Source organism: Escherichia sp. E10V10 (assembly GCF_004211985.1).
Taxonomy (GTDB): Bacteria; Pseudomonadota; Gammaproteobacteria; order Enterobacterales; family Enterobacteriaceae; genus Escherichia.
Map to the genome: position 1 here is coordinate 69419 of NZ_RHJO01000029.1, position 25831 is coordinate 95249.

Here is a 25831-nt window from a genome sequence, read left to right on the forward strand (position 1 = left end):
GTCAGCGTGAATTACGCATCACCACCGAAACGACGGCGACCGGTAGAGTCATCACGACGCGGTGCGCGGCCTTCACGACGTTCGCCGCTAAAACGACGACCATCACCACGACCACCTTCACGGCGTTCACCGCTGAAGTTACGACCGCCTTCACGACCACCTTCACGACGCTCGCCACTGAAACCACGACCACCGCCACGACGCTCACCACCAGTATGCGGCTGTGCATCGCCCAGTAACTGCATGTTCATCGGCTTGTTGAGAATGCGAGTGCGCGTAAAGTGTTGCAGCACTTCACCCGGCATACCTTTCGGCAGTTCGATGGTGGAGTGAGAAGCAAACAGCTTGATGTTACCGATGTAACGGCTGCTGATGTCGCCTTCGTTAGCAATCGCGCCAACGATATGACGAACTTCAACACCATCATCACGGCCCACTTCAATGCGGTACAGCTGCATATCGCCAACGTCACGACGTTCACGACGCGGACGATCTTCACGGTCGCCGCGCGGGCCACGGTCGTTACGATCGCGCGGACCACGATCATCACGGTCACGGAATTCACGTTTCGGACGCATCGGCGCATCTGGCGGAACAATCAGAGTACGTTCACCCTGTGCCATTTTCAGCAGTGCGGCTGCCAGAGTTTCGAGATCCAGCTCTTCACCTTCTGCAGTCGGCTGAATTTTGCTCAGCAGTGCGCGGTATTGATCCAGATCGCTGCTTTCCAGCTGCTGCTGTACTTTAGCGGCGAATTTTTCCAGACGGCGTTTGCCCAGCAGTTCTGCGTTCGGCAGTTCTACTTCCGGAATAGTCAGCTTCATAGTACGTTCAATGTTGCGCAGCAGACGACGCTCGCGGTTCTCAACGAACAGCAGCGCGCGGCCAGCACGACCCGCACGACCGGTACGACCGATACGGTGAACGTAAGACTCAGAATCCATCGGGATATCGTAGTTAACTACCAGGCTGATACGCTCAACGTCCAGGCCACGGGCCGCAACGTCGGTCGCAATCAGGATGTCCAGACGACCATCTTTCAGGCGTTCCAGTGTCTGCTCACGCAGCGCCTGGTTCATGTCACCATTCAGCGCGGCGCTGTTGTAGCCGTTACGCTCAAGAGCTTCAGCCACTTCCAGAGTCGCGTTTTTGGTACGAACGAAGATAATCGCCGCATCAAAATCTTCCGCTTCCAGGAAACGTACCAGTGCTTCGTTTTTACGCATACCCCAGACAGTCCAGTAGCTCTGGCTGATGTCAGGACGGGTAGTCACGCTGGACTGAATGCGCACTTCCTGCGGCTCTTTCATAAAGCGGCGGGTAATGCGACGAATCGCTTCCGGCATGGTTGCAGAGAACAGAGCGGTCTGATGACCTTCCGGGATCTGCGCCATAATAGTTTCAACGTCTTCGATGAAGCCCATGCGCAGCATTTCGTCAGCTTCATCCAGAACCAGACCGCTCAGTTTAGAGAGGTCCAGAGTGCCACGTTTCAGGTGGTCCAGCAGACGGCCCGGAGTACCGACAACGATCTGCGGCCCCTGACGCAGGGCGCGTAATTGCACGTCATAACGCTGGCCGCCGTACAGGGCAACCACGTTTACGCCGCGCATGTGTTTAGAGAAATCCGTCATTGCTTCAGCAACCTGTACCGCCAGTTCGCGGGTCGGTGCCAGCACCAGAATCTGTGGTGCTTTCAGCTCAGGATCAAGATTCTGCAGCAGAGGTAAAGAGAATGCTGCAGTTTTTCCGCTCCCCGTCTGGGCCATACCCAGAACGTCGCGGCCATTCAGCAGATGTGGAATACACTCTGCCTGAATTGGAGATGGTTTTTCGTAACCCAGATCGTTAAGGGCTTCAAGGATAGGAGCCTTCAGGCCCAGATCTGCAAAAGTGGTTTCGAATTCAGCCATGTAGTACGTGTGCCTCAAAATTAATGGCGGCCAGTCTACATAACTCATCATGAAATTGATCAGCAATTTTCATTGAAAAGTGTGAACCGGCTCAAAGTAGGTGTATTAACGAACAACAACGCCCTCACCCGTTAAGGTGATGGCAATCAAAAAAGATTACGGGCTGATGTGTACGTCAGCTATTGCTGGTCCGATTCTGCCAGGTCATCTTGGTCCTGGCCCAGGAGCGATAATTCCAACAATGCGTATCGGTGCTCAACAAAGTTATGAACGTTGTTGGCAACCGCCAGTTTGAACAGTGCCGTGGCGCTGTCCAAATCCCCCAGACTTAGGTAGTACTTACCTAAATAGAAGTTGGTTTCACTGAGATGCTCAGCGAGCGAGGTGTTATCCGTTGCGTCCGCCTTGAGCCTTTCCATTAACGTTTGTTCGCTAATGTTGCCCAGGTAGAACTCGACAATGTTCCATCCCCACTGTTCCTTGTCCGATTTTTCGAAGTGCTGTTTCAACACTTCTTTAGCCTGCTTCTCATCGAGCTTCTGCTCGGCGAGATAAAGCCACAGACTACGGAAAGGATCATTGGGATCGTCTTGATAAAACGCCAGCAGATCATCTTGCGCTAACTTGTCACGACCGCCGTAATATAATGCGATCCCGCGATTCAAGTACGCGTAGTTGTAAGTTGGATCAAGCTCAAGTACAGAATCAAACGCTTCATAGGCAGCATCAAAATTGCCTGCCTGCGTTAAATATATGCCTAAGTAATTGAATACTTCAGGCATATCTGGTCGGATTGCCAGCGCTTGCGAAAAATCGTTACGCGCTAATGCCCTCAGACCGAGACTATCATACAACACTCCGCGCTCATATAAAAGCTGTGCGCGTTCGTCATCGGTTAAAGCCCGACTGGCAAGGATTTGTTCCATACGTGCCAGAATCACTTCCTGCTGTAAAGTCGGTTGCAATGGTACCGCGAGGACTTCACTTTTACGCCAGGAAGTATTACTGCATCCTGCAAGCGTAAGTGCTGTCGCAACGAAACACCAGCGCAAAAAAGGCTTCATTTCCCACTCCCGAAGACCACGGTTGAATGAACGTCCTGTTCCCGGTTGCTAACAAGGCGTCCTGCCCGGTTAAAAGCCCCCCGCCGCAGCGGAGGGCAAATGGCAACCTTACTCGCCCTGTTCAGCAGCCGGAGCTTCCGGTGCTGCAGCAGGTTGAGACTGCTCAGTCGCTTCTTTAATGCTCAGACGGATACGGCCCTGGCGATCAACTTCCAGAACTTTCACCGGTACTTCCTGACCCATCTGCAGGTAATCGGTCACTTTCTCAACGCGTTTGTCAGCGATTTGAGAGATGTGTACCAGACCTTCTTTACCGCCGCCGATAGCAACAAATGCGCCAAAGTCAACGATACGGGTCACTTTACCATTGTAGACGCGGCCCACTTCGATTTCTGCAGTGATCTCTTCGATACGACGAATAGCATGTTTCGCTTTCTCGCCGTCGGTCGCTGCGATCTTCACAGTACCGTCATCTTCGATTTCAATGGTGGTGCCAGTTTCTTCGGTCAGGGCACGGATAACAGAGCCGCCTTTACCGATAACATCTTTGATCTTGTCCGGGTTGATCTTGATGGTATGGATACGCGGTGCGAACTCAGAGATATCGCCACGCGGCGCGTTGATCGCCTGTTCCATTACACCTAGGATGTGCAGACGCGCACCTTTAGCCTGGTTCAGTGCAACCTGCATGATCTCTTTGGTGATACCTTCAATTTTGATATCCATCTGCAGTGCAGAGATACCGTCGCGGGAACCCGCAACTTTGAAGTCCATATCGCCCAAGTGATCTTCGTCCCCCAAAATGTCAGACAGTACAACGTAGTTGTCGCCTTCTTTCACCAGACCCATTGCGATACCTGCAACAGCGGCTTTGATTGGCACACCTGCGTCCATCAGCGCCAGAGACGCGCCGCACACGGAAGCCATAGAAGAAGAACCGTTGGATTCGGTGATTTCAGACACAACACGTACGGTGTACGGGAATTTGTCCATATCCGGCATAACTGCCAGCACGCCGCGCTTCGCCAGACGACCGTGACCAATTTCACGACGCTTCGGAGAACCGACCATGCCGGTTTCGCCTACGGAGTACGGAGGGAAGTTGTAGTGGAACAGGAAGGTGTCAGTACGTTCGCCCATCAGCTCATCAAGAACTTGCGCGTCACGTGCAGTACCCAGCGTTGCGGTAACCAGCGCCTGCGTTTCACCACGGGTGAACAGCGCAGAACCGTGAGTACGCGGCAGCACGCCAGTACGCACATCCAGACCACGGATCATATCTTTTTCACGACCGTCGATACGCGGTTCGCCTGCCAGTACGCGGCTACGAACAACGTTTTTCTCGATAGCGTGCAGAATTTCACCCAGTTCGTTTTCGTCCAGGGTTTCATCTTCAGCAAGCAGCGTAGCGATGGTTTCAGATTTGATGACATCAACCTGCGCATAACGCTCTTGTTTGTCGGTGATGCGGTAAGCATCGCTCAGACGAGCTTCAGCCAGTGCAGCAACGCGCGCGTTCAGCGCTTCGTTTACCGGCTCCGGCTGCCAGTCCCAACGCGGTTTGCCGGCTTCTTTCACCAGTTCATTGATGTTCTGAATAACAACCTGCTGTTGTTCATGACCGAACACTACTGCGCCCAGCATCTGGTCTTCGCTCAGCAGTTCAGCTTCAGATTCAACCATCAGTACAGCGGCTTCAGTACCCGCAACAACCAGATCCAGTTTGCTCTCTTTCAGCTCGTCCTGAGTCGGGTTCAGTACGTACTGGTCATTGATGTAACCTACGCGGGCAGCACCAATCGGGCCATTGAACGGAATACCAGACAGAGACAGTGCTGCGGAAGCACCAATCATCGCGACGATATCCGGGTTAACCTGCGGGTTAACAGAAACCACGGTGGCGATAACCTGAACTTCGTTGACGAAGCCTTCCGGGAACAGCGGGCGAATCGGGCGGTCAATCAGACGCGCGATCAGGGTTTCGCCTTCGCTTGGGCGGCCTTCACGACGGAAGAAGCTACCCGGGATACGACCAGCAGCGTAGGTACGCTCCTGATAGTTAACGGTCAGAGGGAAGAAGTCCTGACCTGGTTTGGCTTTTTTCTGGCCGACAACGGTAACAAATACCGCGGTGTCATCCATGCTAACCATAACAGCGGCAGTGGCTTGACGCGCCATCATGCCGGTTTCCAGAGTCACGGTGTGTTGGCCGTACTGGAATTTACGAACGATCGGATTAAGCAATGTAATACCCTTTTCTTTCTTAGACAGCACCTTACGGTACTGGTGTTAATACCCGATCTTCTGCGCATCCTCGCGACTAATGACAACCCTAACCCAGCCAAATGTGGGTAAAGCCTCTCATTAGCCGCGCGAACCTCTGCAACGGAAGATCATTCATAGCAACAATACATTAGTTTCCAGTGAATTGCTGCCGTCAGTTTGAAAAAAGGGGCCACTCAGGCCCCTTTTCTGAAACTCGCAAGAATTAGCGACGCAGACCCAGGCGCTCGATGAGCTGGGTGTAACGTGCTACGTCTTTACGTTTCAGGTAGTCGAGCAGTTTACGACGCTGAGAAACCATGCGCAGCAGACCACGACGGCTGTGGTGATCTTTTTTGTGCTCTGCAAAGTGACCCTGCAGGTGGTTGATCTGTGCAGTCAGCAGTGCTACCTGAACTTCGGTAGAACCGGTGTCGTTTTCACCACGACCAAACTCAGAAACGATTTTAGCTGTTGCTTCAGTACTTAGAGACATTTTAAAACTCCAAAGTATATAGAATGAAAGGACGCCGATCTCTAATTCAGCGATCCCAGTGTACGTTACGCAAAGTGTTAAACAATTTACGCGACGTTAAGCGGCAGTATTCTACTCGTAGCGACCTGTTATCGCAAGACGGTTAACATTACGCCGGATATTCAACCACCAGGCGACGAGGCGCAACGCGGCCTTCATCGTCAATTTCACCCATACCGATAAACTTGCCATTCTCACCTTCTGTAACACGAACCAGTCCTTCCAGCGGCGCACCAGATGTACGAACTGGGTTACCATTTTTGAAGTAAACAGAAGACGTTAACGGAAGATTCACCACCGGATAGTCCGAAGCTGGACTGTCCATTGGCATCAGTAATGGATCAAGTAACTCCGCAGCCGGAATATCCTGCTGTTCAGCTTGCTCAACAAGTTCTCGCAGGTGCTCCAGGGTCACCATCCGTTCAACCGGATATTTACTTACCGCCAGACGGCGCAGGTAAATAACATGCGCGCCACAGCCGAGTTTTTCACCCAGGTCGTCAATGATAGTGCGGATATAAGTGCCTTTTGAGCAGTGAATTTCCAGCTCCAGCTCATTGCCTTCATGGCGAATAAACAGCAATTCATAAACGGTAATCGGACGCGCTTCACGCGGAACTTCAATGCCCTGACGCGCGTATTCGTACAGTTTTTTGCCCTGATATTTCAGTGCTGAATACATTGAAGGGATCTGTTCGATATCGCCACGGAAGGTATCCAGCGCCGCCGCCAGTTGCTCTGCACTAAAGGTTACCGGACGTTCTTCAACGATTTGTCCATCGGCGTCAGAAGTATCGGTACGCTGTCCAAGACGCGCAATCACCCGATAGCGTTTGTCGGAGTCCAGCAGATACTGGGAAAACTTCGTCGCTTCCCCGAGGCAAATCGGCAACATGCCAGTTGCCAGCGGGTCCAGCGCGCCGGTGTGTCCGGCACGGTTGGCGTTATATATACGTTTCACTTTTTGCAGCGCATCGTTGCTGGACATACCCTGCGGTTTATCCAGCAACAAAACGCCGTTAATGTCGCGACCGCGACGACGAGGACGACTCATTAGTCCTCCTTGCTGTCGTCCGGGTTAACACGACGCTCTTCGTCATGTTTGACCACGCTGGTCACCAGGTTTGACATACGCATCCCTTCAACCAGTGAGTTGTCGTAGAAGAAGGTCAGTTCCGGCACGATACGCAGGCGCATCGCTTTACCCAGCAGGCTGCGGATGAAACCTGAAGCTTCCTGCAACGCTTTGATGCCCGCTTTAACCGCGTCTTCATCTTTGTCGTTAAGGAACGTCACATATACTTTGGCATAAGCCAGGTCACGAGACATTTCGACACCGGAAACGGTGGTCATCATGCCCAGACGAGGATCTTTAATTTCACGCTGCAGGATGAGAGCGATCTCTTTTTGCATTTCCTGCGCTACGCGCTGCGGGCGACCAAATTCTTTCGCCATAATAAATTCTCCTGACAAAAAAGGGGCTGTTAGCCCCTTTTTAAAAATTAATTTCAGGTGGAAGGGCTGTTCACGTTGGCCTGATAAGACGCGCCAGCGTCGTATCAGGCAATCCATGCCGGATGCGGCATAAACGCCTTATCCCGCATGGAACCCTAAAAACCTTAAGCGATGGTACGTTGGATCTCGATGATTTCGAATACTTCGATCACATCGCCAGTGCGGACGTCGTTGTAGTTCTTAACGCCGATACCACATTCCATACCGTTACGGACTTCGTTAACGTCATCTTTGAAGCGGCGCAGGGACTCCAGCTCACCTTCGTAGATAACCACGTTGTCGCGCAGGACGCGGATCGGGTTGTGACGTTTAACCACACCTTCAGTAACCATACAGCCTGCGATGGCACCAAATTTCGGCGATTTGAACACGTCACGAACTTCCGCCAGACCGATAATCTGCTGTTTCAGTTCCGGAGACAGCATACCGCTCATCGCCGCTTTCACTTCGTCGATCAGGTTATAGATGACGGAGTAGTAACGCAGATCCAGGCTTTCCGCTTCAATCACTTTACGTGCAGAGGCATCAGCACGAACGTTAAAGCCAACCAGGATGGCGTTGGACGCCGCAGCCAGGGTGGCGTCGGTTTCGGTGATACCACCTACACCAGAACCGATGATCTTCACTTTAACTTCGTCAGTAGACAGTTTCAGCAAGGAGTCGGAGATCGCTTCCACAGAACCCTGTACGTCTGCCTTCAGGACGATATTCACTTCGTGAACTTCGCCTTCGGTCATGTTGGCGAACATGTTCTCGAGTTTAGATTTCTGCTGACGAGCCAGTTTAACTTCGCGGAATTTGCCCTGACGGTACAGTGCAACTTCACGTGCTTTCTTCTCGTCACGTACAACGGTAACTTCATCACCCGCAGCCGGAACACCGGACAAGCCGAGGATTTCCACCGGAATGGACGGACCCGCTTCCAGCACTTCCTGACCCAGTTCGTTACGCATCGCACGAACACGACCGTATTCGAAGCCACACAGAACGATATCGCCCTTATGCAGAGTACCTTCGCGGACCAGTACAGTAGCAACCGGACCACGACCTTTATCGAGGAAGGATTCGATAACCGCACCGCTCGCCATCCCGTTACGCACGGCTTTCAGTTCAAGGACTTCAGCCTGCAGCAGGATAGCATCCAGCAGTTCATCAATACCGGTACCCGCTTTTGCAGATACGTGTACGAACTGGCTTTCGCCGCCCCACTCTTCTGGCAGGATGCCGTACTGAGAGAGTTCGTTCTTAACGCGATCCGGATCGGCTTCTGGTTTATCGATTTTGTTCACAGCAACCACCACCGGAACACCCGCCGCTTTCGCGTGCTGGATAGCTTCGATGGTCTGCGGCATTACGCCGTCGTCTGCAGCAACAACCAGGACTACGATGTCCGTTGCCTGCGCACCACGTGCACGCATTGAAGTAAACGCGGCGTGCCCCGGGGTGTCCAGGAAGGTGATCATGCCGTTTTCAGTTTCAACGTGGTATGCACCAATGTGCTGGGTAATGCCGCCCGCTTCGCCAGAGGCCACTTTCGTTGAACGAATGTAGTCCAGCAGAGAGGTTTTACCGTGGTCAACGTGACCCATGATGGTCACAACCGGTGCGCGCGGTTCAGCCGCAGCGCCCGTGTCACGGTCGCTCATTACCGCTTCTTCCAGCTCGTTTTCACGACGCAGGATAACTTTGTGGCCCATCTCTTCAGCTACCAGCTGTGCGGTTTCCTGGTCGATAACCTGGTTGATGGTTGCCATTGCGCCCAGTTTCATCATCGCTTTGATGACCTGAGAGCCTTTAACCGCCATCTTGTTAGCCAGTTCGCCAACGGTGATGGTTTCGCCGATCACAACGTCACGGTTAACGGCCTGAGCTGGCTTCTGGAAGCCCTGCTGCAGCGAAGAACCTTTACGTTTTCCGCCTTTACCGCCACGTACCGCTGCACGCGCTTCTTCGCGATCAGCTTTTGATTCAGCGTGTTTGTTGCCTTTCTTCGGACGCGCTGCTTTCGCGTTACGACCACGGCCACGGCCGCCTTCGACTTCACGATCGCTTTCGTCTTCTGCCTGACGGGCATGTTGAGAGGTAGTAACGTGATAATCGCTGGAATCTTCAGTTGGTTCCGCGTTATCAGTCCATTTATTTTCTTCCGCCATACGACGTGCTTCTTCAGCAACGCGACGTGCTTCTTCTTCGAGTTTACGACGCGCTTCTTCTTCAGCTTTACGCTTGAGCTCTGCAGCTTCCTGCTCACGGCGGGCTTTTTCAGCCTGGGCGGTTTTAGTCATATCGTCTTGTTGATTGCTCACTTTGTCTTTTTCCGCAGCTTCACGTTTCGCTTGTTCAGCGGCTTCACGTTTAGCTTGTTCTGCGGCCTCACGTTCAGCTTTTTGTTGCGCCTCGCGTTTGGCCGATTCTTCTGCCTCACGACGGGCTTGCTCTTCCGCTTCACGCTGCGCTTGCTCTTCCGCCGCAAGGCGCTCGGCCTCTTGCGGGTCACGTTTCACAAAGGTGCGTTTCTTGCGGACTTCGATTTGTACCGATTTGCTTTTTCCACCGGTACCAGGAATGTTAAGGGTGCTGCGTGTTTTACGCTGCAGCGTTAATTTGTCCGGACCTGAATTTTTCTGATTCAGGTGGTCAATTAAAGCTTGTTTCTCTTGTGCGGACACAGAGTCGTCAGCAGACTTCCGGATACCTGCATCAGCAAATTGCTGTACCAGGCGTTCCACGGAGGTCTGTCGCTCTGCGGCCAGCGTTTTAATCGTTACATCTGTCATGCTGTTCCTTCCTGCTACAGTTTATTACGCTTCGTCACCGAACCAGCAAATATTACGGGCAGCCATAATCAGTGCTCCGGCTTTTTCGTCGGTCAACCCTTCGATATCAGCCAGATCATCAATGCCCTGTTCGGCGAGATCTTCCAGCGTACAAACGCCACGGGCGGCCAGTTTGAATGCCAAATCACGATCTATCCCTTCAAGGTTCAGCAGATCGTCAGCCGGTTTGTTATCACCGAGGCTTTCTTCCTGGGCCTGTGCAATGGTGGCCAGTGCATTTTTAGCACGCTCACGCAGTGCTTCAACGGTCGGCTCATCAAGGCCTTCGATTTCCAACAGCTCTTTCATCGGCACATAGGCCAGTTCTTCCAGCGTCGAGAAACCTTCTTCTACCAGGACAGTCGCGAAGTCTTCGTCAATGTCGAGATAACGGGTGAAGGTGTCAATCGCTGCATGCGCTTCCGCCTGATGCTTAGCCTGCAGGTCGTCAACGGTCATTACGTTGAGTTCCCAACCGCTGAGCTGCGAAGCCAGACGCACGTTCTGACCGTTACGGCCAATCGCCTGCGCCAGGTTACCGGCTTCAACGGCGATATCCATGGTGTGTTTATCTTCATCCACCACGATAGAAGCAACGTCTGCCGGTGCCATCGCATTAATCACGAACTGCGCCGGGTTATCATCCCACAGGACGATATCGATACGCTCGCCGCCCAGTTCAGTAGAAACCGCCTGAACACGCGCGCCACGCATACCTACGCAAGCACCTACCGGATCGATACGTTTATCGTTGGTTTTCACCGCGATTTTCGCACGAGAACCCGGGTCGCGAGCCGCTGCTTTAATTTCAATCACTTCTTCGCCGATTTCTGGCACTTCAATGCGGAACAGTTCGATCAGCATTTCCGGCTTGGAACGGGTAACGAACAGCTGCGCGCCACGCGCTTCCGGGCGAACGGAATAAAGCACGCCACGAACGCGGTCGCCAGGGCGGAAGTTTTCACGCGGCAGCATATCTTCGCGCAGGATCACGGCTTCAGCGTTGTTGCCCAGATCCAGAGAGATGTTGTCGCGGTTTACTTTTTTCACCACGCCGGTGATGATTTCACCTTCGTGTTCACGGAACTGATCAACCACCATCGCACGTTCGGCTTCACGCACTTTCTGCACGATAACCTGTTTTGCCGTCTGGGTGGTGATACGGTCAAAGGTAACAGACTCAATCTGATCTTCAACGTAATCGCCCAGGTTCAGGCTTTCATCTTCATAACGTGCGGCTTCAAGGGTGATTTCCTTGGTCGGCTGGGTGACTTCATCAACAACTAACCAGCGACGGAAGGTGTCAAAATCACCGCTTTTGCGATCGATCTGTACGCGGACGTCGATCTCTTGTTCATATTTTTTCTTTGTTGCTGTCGCCAGCGCGCTTTCCAATGCTTCGAAAATCTTCTCGCGAGGTAGCGCCTTTTCATTGGATACGGCTTCAACTACAGCCAAAATTTCTTTGTTCATCGCGGGCTTTTCACCTCATCCAGACTATTAAAAGTGGGGAACCAGGTTCGCCTTCTGGATATTACTCAGCGCGAACACTTCATCTTTACCTTCGACGGTAACTGTGATCATTTCACCGTCTACCGCTTTGATAACGCCCTGCCATTTACGACGGTTTTGTACCGCCATACGGAGAACCAGAGTCACCTCTTCTCCGACAAAACGGGCGTAGTGTTCAGCCGTGAACAGTGGGCGATCGAGACCCGGAGAGGAGACTTCCAGGTTATAAGCAACGGTGATGGGATCTTCAACATCCAGCACAGCACTTACCTGGTGGCTCACATCAGCACAATCATCAACATTGATGCCATCTTCACTATCAATATAGATGCGCAGTGTGGATGTGCGACCGCGAATAAACTCGATGCCAACCAGCTCAAAACCCAGGGCCTCAACTGGCGCAGTAATCATCTCTGTTAATTTTTGCTCTAATGTGGACAAGCCCACCCCCAAGACATAAAAAAAGGGCCTAAAGCCCAGTTATTCTGTAGTCAGATAACAAAAAACCCCGATAAATCGGGGCTTTATATAACTGAACCCTATAACCGCAACTGCGGTCTGGAGCACTTTCCAGAAGGATTTTTTCAAATCCTACTACGAAGGCCGAAGTCTTCACAGTATATTTGAAAAAGAACTCTAAGGGAAAGTGGTTGCGGGGGCCGGATTTGAACCGACGACCTTCGGGTTATGAGCCCGACGAGCTACCAGGCTGCTCCACCCCGCGCCTGAAACGTGGCAAATTCTACTCGTTTTGGGTAAAAAATGCAAATACTGCTGGGATTTGGTGTACCGAGACGGGACGTAAAATCTGCGGGCATTATAGTGATCCACGCCACATTTTGTCAACATTTATTGCTAATCACGTGAATGAATACCCTGTTCACTTTCATTTGTTGAATACTTTTGCCTTCTCCTGCTCTCCCTTAAGCGCATTATTTTACAAAAAACACACTAAACTCTTCCTGTCTCCGATAAAAGATGATTAAATGAAAACTCATTTATTTTGCATAAAAATTCAGTTAGAGCGGAAATCCAGGCTCATCATCAGTTAATTAAGCAGGGTGTTATTTTATGACGACGATTCTCAAGCATCTCCCGGTAGGTCAACGTATTGGTATCGCTTTCTCTGGCGGTCTGGACACCAGTGCCGCACTGCTGTGGATGCGAAAAAAGGGAGCGGTTCCTTATGCATATACTGCAAACCTGGGCCAGCCAGACGAAGAGGATTACGATGCGATCCCTCGTCGTGCCATGGAATACGGCGCGGAGAACGCACGTCTGATCGACTGCCGCAAACAACTGGTGGCTGAAGGTATTGCCGCTATTCAATGTGGCGCATTTCATAACACCACCGGCGGCCTGACCTATTTCAACACGACGCCGCTGGGCCGCGCCGTGACCGGCACCATGCTGGTTGCTGCCATGAAAGAAGATGGCGTGAATATCTGGGGTGACGGCAGCACCTATAAAGGAAACGATATCGAACGTTTCTATCGTTACGGTCTGCTGACCAATGCTGAACTGCAGATTTACAAACCGTGGCTTGATACTGACTTTATTGATGAACTGGGCGGCCGTCATGAGATGTCTGAATTTATGATTGCCTGCGGTTTCGACTACAAAATGTCTGTCGAAAAAGCCTACTCCACAGACTCCAACATGCTTGGTGCAACGCACGAAGCGAAGGATCTGGAATACCTCAACTCCAGCGTCAAAATCGTCAACCCGATTATGGGCGTGAAGTTCTGGGATGAGAGCGTGAAGATCCCGGCAGAAGAAGTCACAGTACGCTTTGAGCAAGGTCATCCAGTGGCGCTGAACGGTAAAACCTTTAGCGACGACGTAGAAATGATGCTGGAAGCTAACCGCATCGGCGGTCGTCACGGCCTGGGCATGAGCGACCAGATTGAAAACCGTATCATCGAAGCGAAAAGCCGGGGTATTTACGAAGCTCCGGGGATGGCACTGCTGCACATTGCGTATGAACGTCTGCTGACCGGTATTCACAACGAAGACACCATTGAGCAGTATCACGCGCATGGTCGTCAGTTGGGCCGTCTGCTGTACCAGGGACGTTGGTTTGATTCCCAGGCGCTGATGCTGCGTGACTCTCTGCAACGCTGGGTTGCCAGCCAGATCACTGGTGAAGTGACGCTGGAACTGCGTCGCGGGAACGACTACTCGATCCTCAATACCGTCTCTGACAACCTGACCTATAAAGCAGAGCGTTTGACCATGGAGAAAGGCGACTCTATGTTTACGGCTGAAGATCGTATTGGTCAACTGACCATGCGTAACCTGGATATTACCGATACCCGCGAGAAGCTGTTCGGTTATGCCAAAACTGGCCTGCTTTCCTCCTCTGCCGCTTCAGGCGTGCCGCAGGTGGAGAATCAGGAAAATAAAGGCCAGTAATTCAACATCAACCCTGCCCTTCGGGGGTGGGGTTACCCTGCTTATCCTCTGTAAACTCCTTTCTCAGCATCACATAATCGAAAACATCATGGTTTGCATCCACAACCCGTGAGTCTCCTTTATAGTGTGCAATCACTTCCTCCAGCGTTTTCGGTTGCTCCGGCTTTGTTACCCCCATCCACGCATTAATAAGGAAATTATTGTAAGCAGTGGAAAAGATATCGTTTTCCGTTGTGCGATCCACGCCATCCCCAAGAACGGAGCTATACCAGATAAACATCGGGACATGATATGCCTGCTGGCTAGCCTCCCTGCCTCCATGAAAATAGACGTTCTTCTTCGTAGGGTCACGTTCCAGGCCGTGGTCGGCAAAATACATGACCGAGGCGCGGCGATCTTTTAATAATTCAAAAACCTGACCTAGCAAACTATCTGTGTAATAAATGGAGTTGTCATAGCAGGCATCCTGATCGTCCTGCGGTTGAAACACGGCGCTGGATTGCGGATAGGCGCTACAAGCCGGTTCATGGCTTCCATTTAAATGAAGAACAATCAGTTTCTTTTGCTGCGTATTTTGCTGTAACGCTTGCGATAAATGCGGCAACAACAATTCATCAAATCCTCTGACATACACTGTTTCCATGGCGCGCATGGCGATACTGGTGACTGCTGTACCATTCTGCCGAAAAGCGGATTGCGAGCTTAGCCAGAAAGTCTGAAATCCTGCCTGATTCGCCATATTAATAATATTGTCGGGGTAATTATGAATGTCATGATTCAAAACGAAATCAGCAGTTAAAGAAAGGGGAACCGACAGCGCAGTGTAAGGTGCACCGCTTATTGCTTGATTAAACAGTTTGATCTGTTTTCTTTGTGCTTCGACTTGCGGTGTCGTAGAGCGTGTATATCCATACAAAGACATATTGTCGACACGTACAGACTCCCCTACAATCAACACGTAGGTATCAATACCTGTATTCCTGACTGATAATTGAAAATGCGGCACCGTGTTTGCAATTGAGAGTAATCTTTGATGCTCTTTTGCTGCTAAAGCAAAATAATTAAGGTTGAAAAACGGCGTATAGGTAGCAAATCGCGATGCTAGTATATATGGACTGAACGCTTTTTTATTTTTTGCATCTTTATAAGCAAATTGACAAGCGGAAAATAAACTGCCCGAAATGACAATCAGCAATAATATTCCTGTCACTTTTTTTGTCGGCAAGGAAACATCATATTTTATTATTACTGTAAAAAAAAGAAGAGATAACAAGACAAAAGCACACAGATAAGGGATATACATCCCCAGCATTTTGACAACTTCATCTGGATCACTCTGCAGCACGCTAATCGCAAATCCATCATTGAAAGTTGTACCAAAGGTACACCATGAGTAGAGGCTAATACTCATGTCCGCCGCTGTCAGCAACACAAATGGTGCGGCAAAAAGCAGGCGAAGCGGAAGGGATGATATACGTTTAACAACCAGGATGGTCAGAACGAAGAACAGCAATCGCTGAACCATATGTGCCCCAGAAGAAGCGACTAAGTTCGTACTGCCAAACACAATAACGCAGAAATATAACAACCAATGCTCTTTCAAACTTCTAACAAATTTGTTGAATACTGTCATCCAGAAATCCGCGTTCACAATCAATACAAATAATAATCCACAGTGTTCGATCTTATGTCAGACATATTTTTCTACTCTGATTTATATGGACCGAGACATGTTTGGTTTTTTGTTTTAAATGATGTAGCCATCGCGTTATCAGCAATCAAATAAAATCGTCAATGTGTCTCTAAGGAATACATAGAACGTAGTCATCAGTAGTTAAATACTGACAGGTGAATGGTGGTTTATCGAGGAGTAAATATATCCGTATCTGTACTTGAAATGGTGTTGACACCACAAACTCACGTACACATCAAAAGGAAGGAAATTTTTTAATACACGCGTACTAAAACTGCCGCCTCATAGTACGAGCAACTGGGCCAGTCAAACAACGGTGTGAGAAACAGATGCCAGGCATCCATTCTGTGATTATCAAGCTGGAACCAAAACGAAAAAAGACGCTTTTCAGCGTCTTTCTTTCGGAATATTGGTACTGAGGATGGGACTCGAACCCACAAGCCCGTTAGGGCACTACCACCTCAAGGTAGCGTGTCTACCAATTCCACCACCTCAGCACAGATACTACTTTTTAGTTCGGGATATCGCTGGTCGGCTTAGCCGGAGCAGCTGGCTGAGTTTGTTCGGTTTTCGCCGGCGCACTCAGGTTTTCCCATTCGCTACCTTTATTGGTTTTGTTGCTATTGATGTTACCCAGCACCAGACTGATGATGAAGAATAACGTTGCCAGCAGCGCCGTCATGCGGGTCATGAAGTTACCAGAACCACTTGAACCAAACAGCGTAGCGGAAGCGCCTGCTCCGAAGGAGGCTCCCATATCAGCGCCTTTACCTTGCTGCAGCATGATCAGACCTACAAGGCCAATTGCTACAATAAGGAAAACTACTAAAAGAGCTTCGTACATAATCAACCTGTTCCTTGCGGAGTTGCCGCGTACCAATGCTTCAACCAATAAAGCGGGAGTTTTTAATCTTTCCCACTGAAGCGGGTGTGAATACTAACCAAAGCGAATGACCTTCGCAAGGGCAATTTTATCGCATTGTATCAACTGCGGAAAAAAACAGCAAAACCGATGTGCTTAAGAAGAACAAAGGCGACAAGCGCCGCCTTTTTAGCCAGTTAGCTATCGAATCAAACTGCTTTTACCGCGTCAGCGATGCGATGCGCAAATTCGGTTACCTGCGCTTCGTCTTCACCTTCTACCATCACGCGAATTAACGGCTCGGTGCCAGATTTACGCAGCAACACGCGTCCACGGTTGCCCAGCGCCGCTTCAACCTCTGCGGTCACGGATTTAACTGACTCATGCTCAAGCGGATCGCCGCTACCTGCGGTGTAACGCACATTAACCAGAATCTGCGGGAACATTTTCATGCCGCTGCAAAGGTCGTGCAGGCTCATATGGTTACGCGCCATCGCCGCCAGCACCTGCAAACCAGCAACGATGCCGTCACCGGTAGTGGTTTTATCCAGCAGGATCACATGACCGGAGTTCTCGGCACCGATGCGCCAGCCTTTCTCCTGCATTTTTTCCAGTACGTAGCGGTCGCCCACTTTCGCACGAGCAAATGGAATACCTAACTGTTTCAGCGCCAGTTCCAGCCCCATATTGCTCATCAATGTACCCACAGCGCCACCACGCAGCTGGCCCTGACGAAGACCTTCACGCGCGATGATATACATGATCTGATCGCCATCGACTTTATTGCCTTCATGGTCAACCATAATCACGCGGTCGCCGTCACCGTCAAAGGCGATACCGAGATCTGCTTTTTCAGCCAGTACGCGCGCCTGTAACGCACGAACATCAGTTGCGCCCACTTCGGCATTGATGTTTACGCCGTTCGGCTCACAACCGATAGCGATAACATTCGCTCCCAGCTCGCGCAGCACGTTCGGCGCAATGTGATAAGTCGCACCGTTTGCACAATCCACCACAATCTTCAGTTCACTGAGGCTAAGTTCGTTCGGGAACGTGGCTTTGCAAAACTCGATATAGCGACCCGCGGCATCAACGATACGGCTGGCTTTACCCAGTTCTGCCGAATCAACGCAGCTAATCTCTTTTTCCATTTCAGCTTCAATGGCTTCTTCAACTGCATCCGGCAGCTTGGTGCCGTCAATAGAAAAGAATTTGATCCCGTTATCATAAAATGGGTTATGTGATGCAGAAATTACAATCCCAGCTTCGGCGCGGAAGGTACGCGTCAGATAAGCCACGGCCGGTGTTGGCATCGGGCCAGTGAAGAGTGCGGAAAGACCGGCAGCCGCCAGACCCGCCTCCAGCGCCGACTCCAGCATATAGCCAGAAATACGCGTGTCTTTACCAATAATGATCTTACGGGAGCCGTGGCGCGCCAGCACTTTACCCGCAGCCCACCCCAGCTTAAGCACAAAATCAGGCGTGATCGGCGCATCCCCAACACGACCACGAATCCCATCGGTACCGAAATATTTACGATTACTCATAGCGTTTGTTTTCCTTTGCAGACAGAGTGGCTTCCACCACTCGCATCGCTTCTACGGTTTCTTTGACGTCATGAACACGAATAATGTGCGCGCCTTGCATTGCGGCAATGACCGCACAGGCCAGACTACCGCTCAGACGCTCAGATGGCCCAACGTTCAGCAGCTGTCCAATCATCGATTTTCGTGACATACCCACCAATAGCGGCAGGTTGAAATGGTGAAATTCAGCCAGACGCGCCAGTAATGAATAGTTATGGGAGAGATTTTTACCGAAACCGAATCCGGGGTCGAGCAACAATTTCTCTTTTGCGATACCCGCCCGTTCACAACGTGCTATTTGCTCAACAAAGTAGCGATTTACTTCGGCAAAGACATCGTCATACTTTGGTGCTTCCTGCATGGTCTTTGGGTTTCCCTGCATATGCATCAGGCAAACTGGCAAACCAGTTTCAGCGGCAGCTTCCAGGGCGCCGGGTTCGGAAAGGGAGCGGATATCATTAATGATGTGAGCGCCTGCTTTAGCTGACTCACGGATCACTTCTGGTTTGGATGTATCTACCGAGATCCAGACTTCGAAGCGTTGAGCAATTGCCTCAACCACAGGAATAACACGTTGCAACTCTTCTTCAACGCTCACTTCCGCAGCCCCTGGACGTGTGGACTCGCCGCCAACGTCAATGATCGTTGCGCCAGCATTGATCATCAGATTCGCATGTTTCACCGCATCAATCAGCGAATTATGCGTGCCGCCATCGGAGAAAGAATCAGGCGTGACGTTGAGGATCCCCATTACGTGAGGATGGCTAAGGTCCAGTGAAGTGCCCTGGGCAAAGAGTTTCATGGTGTTATCCCTGGTATGAATTGATAAGAAAAAACCCCGGAGCACGCCCCGGGGTTTTCGGTACAAATACAGTCATCTGATGCGGGAACTTACTTGTCGCCTAACTGCTCTGACATGGTGTTACCCGGGTTCGGCGTACGCGGTTCATCAACCGGACGCGGAGCCTTTGGACTACCATTGTCGCCAGAATTATTAGAAGCACCTGGTTCTTCCCAGCCCGCTGGCGGGCGTACATCGCGACGTGCCATCAGGTCGTCAATCTGCGGTGCATCGATGGTTTCATATTTCATGAGCGCATCTTTCATCGCATGCAGAATATCCAGGTTGTCGTTCAACAACTGACGCGCACGATTGTAGTTACGCTCAATCAGTAACTTCACTTCCTGGTCGATGATACGCGCAGTTTCATCGGACATATGTTTCGCTTTCGCCACGCTACGACCGAGGAACACTTCACCTTCTTCTTCCGCGTACAGCAGCGGACCAAGTTTTTCGGAGAAGCCCCACTGGGTCACCATGTTACGCGCCAGGTTGGTCGCAACTTTAATATCGTTGGACGCCCCGGTAGAAACATGTTCCGGCCCGTAGATGATCTCTTCTGCCAGACGACCACCGTACAGCGTAGAAATCTGGCTTTCCAGTTTCTGACGGCTGGCACTGATTGCGTCGCCTTCAGGCAGGAAGAAGGTCACACCCAACGCACGTCCGCGCGGGATAATCGTCACTTTGTGCACCGGATCGTGTTCTGGAACCAGGCGACCGATAATCGCATGGCCTGCTTCGTGGTATGCCGTCGATTCTTTCTGCGCTTCCGTCATCACCATGGAGCGACGTTCCGCACCCATCATGATTTTGTCTTTCGCTTTCTCGAACTCAACCATCGACACAACGCGTTTGTTGCCACGAGCAGCGAACAGTGCCGCTTCGTTCACCAGGTTCGCCAGGTCAGCACCGGAGAAACCAGGAGTACCACGGGCAATGATTGCCGCGTCGATATCGGGTGCCAATGGTACGCGACGCATGTGAACTTTCAGGATCTGCTCACGACCGCGAACATCTGGCAGACCAACCACAACCTGACGGTCGAAACGGCCAGGACGCAGCAGTGCCGGGTCCAGAACGTCCGGACGGTTAGTCGCGGCGATAACGATGATACCTTCGTTACCTTCGAAGCCATCCATCTCAACCAGCATCTGGTTCAGTGTCTGTTCACGTTCATCGTGACCACCGCCAAGACCTGCGCCACGTTGGCGGCCGACGGCGTCGATTTCATCGATAAAGATGATACACGGTGCCGCTTTCTTCGCCTGTTCGAACATGTCACGAACACGGGATGCGCCCACACCGACGAACATTTCTACGAAGTCAGAACCGGAGATAGTAAAGAACGGAACTTTCGCTTCGCCTGCAATCGCTTTCGCCAGCAGCGTTTTACCGGTACCCGGAGGACCGACCATCAGGACGCCTTTCGGGATCTTACCGCCGAGTTTCTGGAAGCGGCTTGGCTCGCGCAGATACTCAACCAGTTCAGCAACTTCTTCTTTTGCTTCGTCGCAGCCCGCAACGTCAGCAAAGGTCGTTTTGATCTGATCTTCCGTCAGCATGCGCGCTTTGCTCTTACCGAACGACATGGCACCTTTGCCACCGCCGCCCTGCATTTGACGCATGAAGAAGATCCAGACACCAATCAGCAACAGCATCGGGAACCAGGAGATGAAGATAGAAGCCAGCAGGCTTGGCTCTTCAGGCGGTTCACCGACAACCTTGACGTTCTTGGTCAGCAGGTTATCCAGTAACTTCGGATCCTGAACCGGAATGTAAGTGGTATAACGGTTACTATCTTTCTTGGTAACGTTGATTTCACGTCCGTTGATACGCGCTTCACGAACCTGGTCGTTATTGACCTCTTGTAGGAAGGTAGAGTAATCCACCTTACGTCCATTAGACTCGCTGGGCCCAAAGCTCTGGAATACTGACATCAGCACAACGGCAATGACCAGCCAGAGTATTAGGTTTTTCGCCATGTCACTCAAGGGATTAACCTCTTATTACAACTGTGTTAAAAACAGCGTCAGGATACTCTATATCCAGCATCTTTCAAACTTTCGTCTGAAATCTCCCGGTTAGGGTTTACGCCCGGTCGCTACAATATACACTTCCCGCGAACGTGCACGAGAAGAGTCCGGCTTACGAACTTTGACCTTCGTAAACAGGGAGCGAATTTCCCTTAGATACTCATCGAAACCTTCGCCCTGGAACACCTTCACTACAAAACTGCCACCTGGCGCTAATACATCACGACACATTTCTAGCGCCAGTTCCACCAGATACATGGCACGGGGGATATCCACCGCCGGTGTTCCGCTCATGTTTGGTGCCATATCGGACATGACAACCTGGACTTTGCTGTCGCCTACGCGCTCCAGCAGTGCTTTCATCACCAGTTCATCACGAAAATCGCCCTGAAGAAAGTCCACACCAACGATAGGATCCATAGGTAAAAGATCGCAAGCGATGATACGGCCTTTGCCGCCAATTTGGGTGACCACATATTGTGACCAACCACCTGGCGCAGCACCAAGGTCGACAACCGTCATTCCCGGTTTAAAGAGTTTGTCACTTTGCTGTATTTCATCAAGTTTAAACCAGGCACGGGAACGTAACCCCTTTTTCTGTGCCTGTTGAACATATTTATCGCTAAAGTGTTCCTGAAGCCAGCGACTGGAGCTGGCAGAACGCTTCTTACCTGTCATTTAACTTTCCCATTGGGATAACTCATCGTAACCAATTGCGTAAATTTTTACGCGCCTATTTGGCGATATATGGGAGATGGCGGTAGAATGACCCGTTTTCAATCCCAACGTAAGCAAAAAAATACGATGAATCTGAGTACTAAACAAAAACAGCACCTGAAAGGTCTGGCACATCCGCTCAAGCCAGTTGTTCTGCTTGGCAGTAATGGTTTGACCGAAGGGGTGCTGGCCGAGATTGAACAAGCGTTAGAGCACCATGAACTCATCAAGGTGAAAATCGCCACTGAAGATCGCGAAACTAAAACCTTGATCGTGGAAGCTATCGTGCGCGAAACCGGCGCCTGTAATGTACAGGTCATCGGTAAAACGCTGGTGCTTTATCGTCCAACTAAAGAACGTAAAATCTCGCTGCCACGCTAAGATTATCCTAAAGTTACACACATTTGCTGTGTAAAACGAGGGATTTTCCGCAAGCAGGAGAGCAAAATGCCACGCTCTGTTCGTTGATAAAAGGCCGCATAGCGGCCTTTTTCCTTTCTTTACAATACATCAACATTTTGAGTATTGGGTAATTCTTACAGGTATTCCACCTTAATTACTTCAAATTCTACATCGCCGCCCGGCGTTTTGATGACCACTACATCATCTTCTTCTTTGCCAATCAGGCCACGAGCAATAGGCGAGTTTACAGAAATCAGGTTTTGTTTAAAGTCAGCTTCGTCATCGCCAACAATGCGATAGGTCTGTTCTTCATCAGAATCCAGATTCAGCACCGTTACGGTAGCACCAAAAATCACGCGACCATTGTTGGGCATTTTGGTGACATCAATTACCTGCGCGTTCGACAGCTTAGCTTCGATATCTTTGATACGGCCTTCGCAGAAGCCCTGCTGTTCACGCGCTGCGTGGTATTCGGCGTTTTCTTTCAGGTCGCCATGCTCACGCGCTTCCGCGATAGCAGCAATGATTTCAGGACGGCGCACAGATTTCAGAAAATCCAGCTCTTCGCGTAATTTTTCAGCGCCGCGTAAGGTCATCGGAATAGCTTGCATTTGTTATACCTCTTGAATATTCCTGATGGGGAGAGTCTCCACTCGCCCCGGCTGTTCGGCATGCCCGGCACAACTCCTCGTCGGGGCCAGAAGCAAAAAAATACCGACCCGGGAACAGGTCCCAGGCCAGCAATAATTCACATTTTGATAATCATTTTACCCTGAAGTTCCCGAAGGGTCATCGTTTACTTTATAGGGCGTTGCGCCGTAGTATGACGGCTCGATTCCAGGTTGTTAGCGCGAGATTATGCGATTTTCCAGATTTATCATCGGATTGACCAGCTGTATAGCGTTCAGTGTTCAGGCCGCGAATGTAGATGAGTACATTACTCAACTCCCCGCTGGCGCCAACCTTGCCCTGATGGTGCAAAAAGTCGGCGCGTCTGCCCCCGCTATTGATTACCATAGTCAGCAAATGGCGCTGCCCGCCAGTACGCAGAAGGTGATCACTGCGCTGGCGGCGTTGATTCAACTTGGCCCCGATTTTCGTTTTACCACGACGCTTGAAACCAAAGGCAATGTGGAAAACGGCGTACTCAAGGGTGACTTAGTGGCGCGATTTGGTGCCGATCCGACGCTAAAACGTCAGGATATTCGTAATATGGTGGCGATCCTGAAAAAATCAGGCGTCTCCCAAATCGAGGGCAATGTGTTCATAGACACGTCCATTTTTGCCAGTCACGATAAAGCCCCCGGCTGGCCCTGGAACGATATGACACAATGCTTTAGCGCCCCGCCTGCCGCCGCCATTGTTGACCGCAATTGCTTTTCCGTCTCGCTCTACAGTGCCCAAAAACCCGGTGATATGGCCTTTGTTCGCGTGGCCTCTTATTACCCTGTGACTATGTTCAGCCAGGTACGCACTCTCCCCCGAGGTTCAGCCGAAGCGCAATATTGCGAGCTGGATGTGGTGCCAGGCGACCTTAACCGCTTTACGTTAACCGGATGCCTACCACAACGTTCAGAGCCGCTACCGTTGGCTTTTGCCGTACAGGATGGCGCCAGCTACGCCGGAGCGATTCTGAAAGATGAGTTAAAACAGGCAGGCATTACTTATTCCGGCACGCTACTGCGACAAACGCAGGTTAACGACCCAGGAACGGTGGTTGCCAGTAAACAGTCGGCCCCTTTGCACGATCTGCTTAAGATTATGCTGAAAAAGTCCGACAACATGATCGCCGATACCGTCTTTCGCATGATTGGTCATGCGCGCTTTAATGTCCCTGGGACATGGCGGGCCGGGTCGGACGCCGTGCGTCAGATCCTGCGTAAGCAGGCGGGTGTGGATATTGGCAACACGATTATTGCAGATGGTTCAGGGCTTTCACGGCATAACCTGATTGCACCAGCCACCATGATGCAGGTGCTGCAATACATTGCCCAACACGACAATGAGCTTAACTTTATCTCAATGCTACCTTTGGCAGGCTACGATGGTTCGTTGCAGTACCGTGCAGGTCTGCATCAAGCGGGAGTAGATGGTAAAGTTTCAGCGAAAACAGGTTCGTTGCAGGGCGTGTATAACCTGGCAGGATTCATCACCACAGCAAGTGGGCAACGAATGGCGTTCGTACAATATCTTTCTGGTTACGCAGTAGAACCCGCGGATCAGCGTAATCGCCGTATTCCGTTGGTACGTTTTGAAAGCCGTTTGTATAAAGATATTTACCAGAACAATTAGTCAAAAAGAAACCCCGGCACATGGCCGGGGTTTCAGATTATTGACAAAGCGCGCTTTGTTTATGCCGGATGCGGCGTGAATGCCTTATCCGGCCTACAAAATCGTGCAAATTCAATATATTGCAATCATCTTGTAGGCCTGACCTGATAAGTGTAGCGCATCAGGCTTATTTGGCGTTTGTCATCAGTGATTAACGCTTGTAAATGAACTCAACGCCTTCTTCGTCGTCTTCGTCCCAGTCGTCATCCCAGTCTTCATCATCCTCTTCAGCAATCTCTTCAAGCTGCTGACGGTGATAATCATCCCACATGAATTCGACTTTCTCAGGCTGTTTCGCTTCTTCTGCCTGCACGACCGGGTTTTCAATGATAAAGGTCATCACATCCCAGCAGAGATCTTTCACGCCCAGTCCGCTCGCCGCAGAGATCAGATAATATTTATCTTCCCAGCCCAGCGCCTCAGCGATCGCTTTCGCTTTCTCTTCAGCTTCTGCTTTATCCAGCAAGTCAATCTTGTTGAAGACTAACCAGCGTGGTTTCGCCGCCAGATCCTGGCTGTATTTTTCCAGCTCGCTGATAATAATACGCGCATTTTCAACCGGATCGGTGCCGTCAATCGGATCGATATCGATGAGGTGCAACAGGACGCGGCAACGTTCCAGGTGTTTCAGGAAGCGAATGCCCAGACCTGCGCCTTCCGCAGCGCCTTCAATCAACCCCGGGATATCAGCAACAACGAAGCTCTTCTCGTTGTCCATACGTACCACACCAAGGCTTGGTACGAGCGTAGTAAACGGATAGTCCGCTACTTTCGGTTTAGCCGCCGAGACAGCGCGGATAAATGTCGATTTACCGGCATTTGGCATCCCCAGCATACCGACATCAGCCAGCAGCATCAGCTCCAGCAGCAGCTCGCGCTTATCGCCCGGCGTACCGTTGGTTTTCTGCCGTGGTGTACGGTTAACGGACGATTTGAAACGGGTATTGCCCAGACCGTGCCAGCCGCCCTTGGCAACCAGCAGACGCTGACCGTGTTTGGTCATATCGCCCATGGTTTCACCGGTACCCTGGTCGATTACACGCGTACCTACCGGCACTTTAATCGTCACGTCTTTACCGCGCTTACCGGTACAATCGCGGCTTGCGCCGTTTTGACCGCGCTCTGCACGGAAAGATTTTTCAAAACGATAATCGATAAGCGTGTTCAGGTTCTCGTCGGCTTCCATCCATACGTCACCACCGTCACCGCCGTCGCCGCCATCCGGGCCGCCTTTCGGAATATATTTTTCGCGGCGGAAGCTCACGCAACCATTACCGCCATCACCTGCAACGACCAGAATCGATGCTTCATCAACAAACTTCATTTTATTC

21 protein-coding genes and 2 tRNA genes are annotated in these 25831 nt (G+C 51.0%); 3 read left to right on the forward strand and 20 right to left on the reverse strand.

The genetic code is table 11. The annotated features are described in order from the left end of the window. Window positions 1-11 precede the first annotated feature (11 nt). The 11 genes from deaD to D9736_RS21035 form a co-directional block, all read right to left on the reverse strand. Window positions 12-1913: an ATP-dependent RNA helicase DeaD gene (gene deaD, locus D9736_RS20980; protein WP_130204606.1), complete on the reverse strand. Its 1902-nt coding sequence runs from the start codon at window positions 1911-1913 to the stop codon at window positions 12-14. Then, window positions 1906-1986, reverse strand: coding sequence for a protein YrbN (yrbN, locus tag D9736_RS20985; protein WP_010723222.1), 81 nt, complete (start codon window positions 1984-1986; stop codon window positions 1906-1908). Before yrbN ends, deaD begins: the two co-directional genes overlap by 8 nt. Before the next feature lie 106 nt (window positions 1987-2092). Next, on the reverse strand, window positions 2093-2977 hold the full coding sequence (gene nlpI, locus D9736_RS20990) for a lipoprotein NlpI (protein WP_098723386.1): 885 nt from the start codon (window positions 2975-2977) through the stop codon (window positions 2093-2095). A 108-nt stretch (window positions 2978-3085) separates the two neighbouring features. Then, entirely contained in the window at window positions 3086-5221 is a 2136-nt protein-coding gene (gene pnp / locus D9736_RS20995; RefSeq protein WP_001298330.1) for a polyribonucleotide nucleotidyltransferase, read from the reverse strand. Window positions 5222-5465: 244 nt separating this feature from the next. After that, entirely contained in the window at window positions 5466-5735 is a 270-nt protein-coding gene (rpsO, locus tag D9736_RS21005) for a 30S ribosomal protein S15 (RefSeq protein WP_000059470.1), read from the reverse strand. A 148-nt stretch (window positions 5736-5883) separates the two neighbouring features. Continuing rightward, window positions 5884-6828, reverse strand: coding sequence for a tRNA pseudouridine(55) synthase TruB (gene truB / locus D9736_RS21010; RefSeq protein ID WP_000089698.1), 945 nt, complete (start codon window positions 6826-6828; stop codon window positions 5884-5886). Next, window positions 6828-7229, reverse strand: a complete 402-nt coding sequence (gene rbfA, locus D9736_RS21015) for a 30S ribosome-binding factor RbfA (RefSeq protein WP_001040205.1) — start codon at window positions 7227-7229, stop codon at window positions 6828-6830. Before rbfA ends, truB begins: the two co-directional genes overlap by 1 nt. A gap of 164 nt (window positions 7230-7393) precedes the next feature. Continuing rightward, window positions 7394-10066: a translation initiation factor IF-2 gene (gene infB / locus D9736_RS21020; RefSeq protein ID WP_130204600.1), complete on the reverse strand. Its 2673-nt coding sequence runs from the start codon at window positions 10064-10066 to the stop codon at window positions 7394-7396. 24 nt (window positions 10067-10090) lie between these two features. Further along, complete coding sequence (nusA, locus tag D9736_RS21025; protein WP_130204598.1) at window positions 10091-11578, reverse strand: transcription termination factor NusA; 1488 nt, start codon at window positions 11576-11578, stop codon at window positions 10091-10093. Between the two features lie 27 nt (window positions 11579-11605). Then, window positions 11606-12058, reverse strand: a complete 453-nt coding sequence (rimP, locus tag D9736_RS21030) for a ribosome maturation factor RimP (protein WP_001300397.1) — start codon at window positions 12056-12058, stop codon at window positions 11606-11608. A 206-nt stretch (window positions 12059-12264) separates the two neighbouring features. After that, a tRNA-Met gene (locus D9736_RS21035) sits at window positions 12265-12341 on the reverse strand. 347 nt (window positions 12342-12688) lie between these two features. On the opposite strand from D9736_RS21035, the gene argG reads away from it, so the two are divergent. Further along, the gene (gene argG, locus D9736_RS21040; RefSeq protein WP_130259101.1) at window positions 12689-14032 is read left to right on the forward strand and encodes an argininosuccinate synthase; all 1344 of its coding nucleotides are present in this window, start codon (window positions 12689-12691) and stop codon (window positions 14030-14032) included. A 7-nt stretch (window positions 14033-14039) separates the two neighbouring features. Here argG and D9736_RS21045 read toward each other — a convergent pair whose 3' ends face one another. The 7 genes from D9736_RS21045 to rlmE all read right to left on the reverse strand — a co-directional run bounded on the left by D9736_RS21045 (window position 14040) and on the right by rlmE (window position 21728). After that, entirely contained in the window at window positions 14040-15665 is a 1626-nt protein-coding gene (locus tag D9736_RS21045) for a phosphoethanolamine transferase (protein ID WP_130259102.1), read from the reverse strand. 470 nt (window positions 15666-16135) lie between these two features. Further along, window positions 16136-16222 (reverse strand) — tRNA-Leu (locus D9736_RS21050). Window positions 16223-16236: 14 nt separating this feature from the next. Further along, entirely contained in the window at window positions 16237-16569 is a 333-nt protein-coding gene (gene secG / locus D9736_RS21055; protein WP_001295556.1) for a preprotein translocase subunit SecG, read from the reverse strand. Window positions 16570-16796: 227 nt separating this feature from the next. Further along, window positions 16797-18134, reverse strand: coding sequence for a phosphoglucosamine mutase (gene glmM, locus D9736_RS21060; protein WP_130219209.1), 1338 nt, complete (start codon window positions 18132-18134; stop codon window positions 16797-16799). Beyond that, on the reverse strand, window positions 18127-18975 hold the full coding sequence (folP, locus tag D9736_RS21065) for a dihydropteroate synthase (protein WP_130259103.1): 849 nt from the start codon (window positions 18973-18975) through the stop codon (window positions 18127-18129). The genes glmM and folP overlap by 8 nt, the downstream gene beginning before the upstream one ends. 89 nt (window positions 18976-19064) lie before the next feature. Then, window positions 19065-20999: an ATP-dependent zinc metalloprotease FtsH gene (ftsH, locus tag D9736_RS21070; RefSeq protein WP_064529531.1), complete on the reverse strand. Its 1935-nt coding sequence runs from the start codon at window positions 20997-20999 to the stop codon at window positions 19065-19067. 99 nt (window positions 21000-21098) lie between these two features. Continuing rightward, window positions 21099-21728, reverse strand: a complete 630-nt coding sequence (rlmE, locus tag D9736_RS21075; RefSeq protein WP_000145975.1) for a 23S rRNA (uridine(2552)-2'-O)-methyltransferase RlmE — start codon at window positions 21726-21728, stop codon at window positions 21099-21101. Window positions 21729-21854: 126 nt separating this feature from the next. Between rlmE and yhbY the strand changes: the two genes are divergently transcribed. Continuing rightward, window positions 21855-22148 carry a ribosome assembly RNA-binding protein YhbY gene (gene yhbY, locus D9736_RS21080; protein ID WP_001054420.1) on the forward strand — a complete coding sequence of 98 codons (294 nt, stop codon included), beginning with the start codon at window positions 21855-21857 and terminating at the stop codon, window positions 22146-22148. 155 nt (window positions 22149-22303) lie between these two features. Here the strand turns inward: yhbY and greA are convergent, their stop codons facing one another. Next, window positions 22304-22780: a transcription elongation factor GreA gene (greA, locus tag D9736_RS21085; RefSeq protein WP_064529530.1), complete on the reverse strand. Its 477-nt coding sequence runs from the start codon at window positions 22778-22780 to the stop codon at window positions 22304-22306. A 247-nt stretch (window positions 22781-23027) separates the two neighbouring features. Between greA and dacB the strand changes: the two genes are divergently transcribed. Then, window positions 23028-24461, forward strand: coding sequence for a serine-type D-Ala-D-Ala carboxypeptidase (dacB, locus tag D9736_RS21090; RefSeq protein WP_130259104.1), 1434 nt, complete (start codon window positions 23028-23030; stop codon window positions 24459-24461). A 190-nt stretch (window positions 24462-24651) separates the two neighbouring features. Here dacB and cgtA read toward each other — a convergent pair whose 3' ends face one another. After that, on the reverse strand, window positions 24652-25824 hold the full coding sequence (gene cgtA / locus D9736_RS21095) for an Obg family GTPase CgtA (RefSeq protein WP_000673561.1): 1173 nt from the start codon (window positions 25822-25824) through the stop codon (window positions 24652-24654). Window positions 25825-25831 lie beyond the last annotated feature (7 nt).

Coding starts and splice junctions, on each gene's coding strand:
- glmM (WP_130219209.1), bottom strand. CDS start 18,134: ATGAGTAATCGTAAATATTTCGGTACCGATGGGATTCGTGGTCGTGTT.
- argG (WP_130259101.1), top strand. CDS start 12,689: ATGACGACGATTCTCAAGCATCTCCCGGTAGGTCAACGTATTGGTATC.
- folP (WP_130259103.1), bottom strand. CDS start 18,975: ATGAAACTCTTTGCCCAGGGCACTTCACTGGACCTTAGCCATCCTCAC.
- truB (WP_000089698.1), bottom strand. CDS start 6,828: ATGAGTCGTCCTCGTCGTCGCGGTCGCGACATTAACGGCGTTTTGTTG.
- secG (WP_001295556.1), bottom strand. CDS start 16,569: ATGTACGAAGCTCTTTTAGTAGTTTTCCTTATTGTAGCAATTGGCCTT.
- D9736_RS21045 (WP_130259102.1), bottom strand. CDS start 15,665: ATGACAGTATTCAACAAATTTGTTAGAAGTTTGAAAGAGCATTGGTTG.
- rbfA (WP_001040205.1), bottom strand. CDS start 7,229: ATGGCGAAAGAATTTGGTCGCCCGCAGCGCGTAGCGCAGGAAATGCAA.
- ftsH (WP_064529531.1), bottom strand. CDS start 20,999: ATGGCGAAAAACCTAATACTCTGGCTGGTCATTGCCGTTGTGCTGATG.
- yrbN (WP_010723222.1), bottom strand. CDS start 1,986: ATGAAAATTGCTGATCAATTTCATGATGAGTTATGTAGACTGGCCGCC.
- infB (WP_130204600.1), bottom strand. CDS start 10,066: ATGACAGATGTAACGATTAAAACGCTGGCCGCAGAGCGACAGACCTCC.
- cgtA (WP_000673561.1), bottom strand. CDS start 25,824: ATGAAGTTTGTTGATGAAGCATCGATTCTGGTCGTTGCAGGTGATGGC.
- deaD (WP_130204606.1), bottom strand. CDS start 1,913: ATGGCTGAATTCGAAACCACTTTTGCAGATCTGGGCCTGAAGGCTCCT.
- greA (WP_064529530.1), bottom strand. CDS start 22,780: ATGCAAGCTATTCCGATGACCTTACGCGGCGCTGAAAAATTACGCGAA.
- dacB (WP_130259104.1), top strand. CDS start 23,028: ATGCGATTTTCCAGATTTATCATCGGATTGACCAGCTGTATAGCGTTC.
- rpsO (WP_000059470.1), bottom strand. CDS start 5,735: ATGTCTCTAAGTACTGAAGCAACAGCTAAAATCGTTTCTGAGTTTGGT.
- nlpI (WP_098723386.1), bottom strand. CDS start 2,977: ATGAAGCCTTTTTTGCGCTGGTGTTTCGTTGCGACAGCACTTACGCTT.
- nusA (WP_130204598.1), bottom strand. CDS start 11,578: ATGAACAAAGAAATTTTGGCTGTAGTTGAAGCCGTATCCAATGAAAAG.
- rlmE (WP_000145975.1), bottom strand. CDS start 21,728: ATGACAGGTAAGAAGCGTTCTGCCAGCTCCAGTCGCTGGCTTCAGGAA.
- yhbY (WP_001054420.1), top strand. CDS start 21,855: ATGAATCTGAGTACTAAACAAAAACAGCACCTGAAAGGTCTGGCACAT.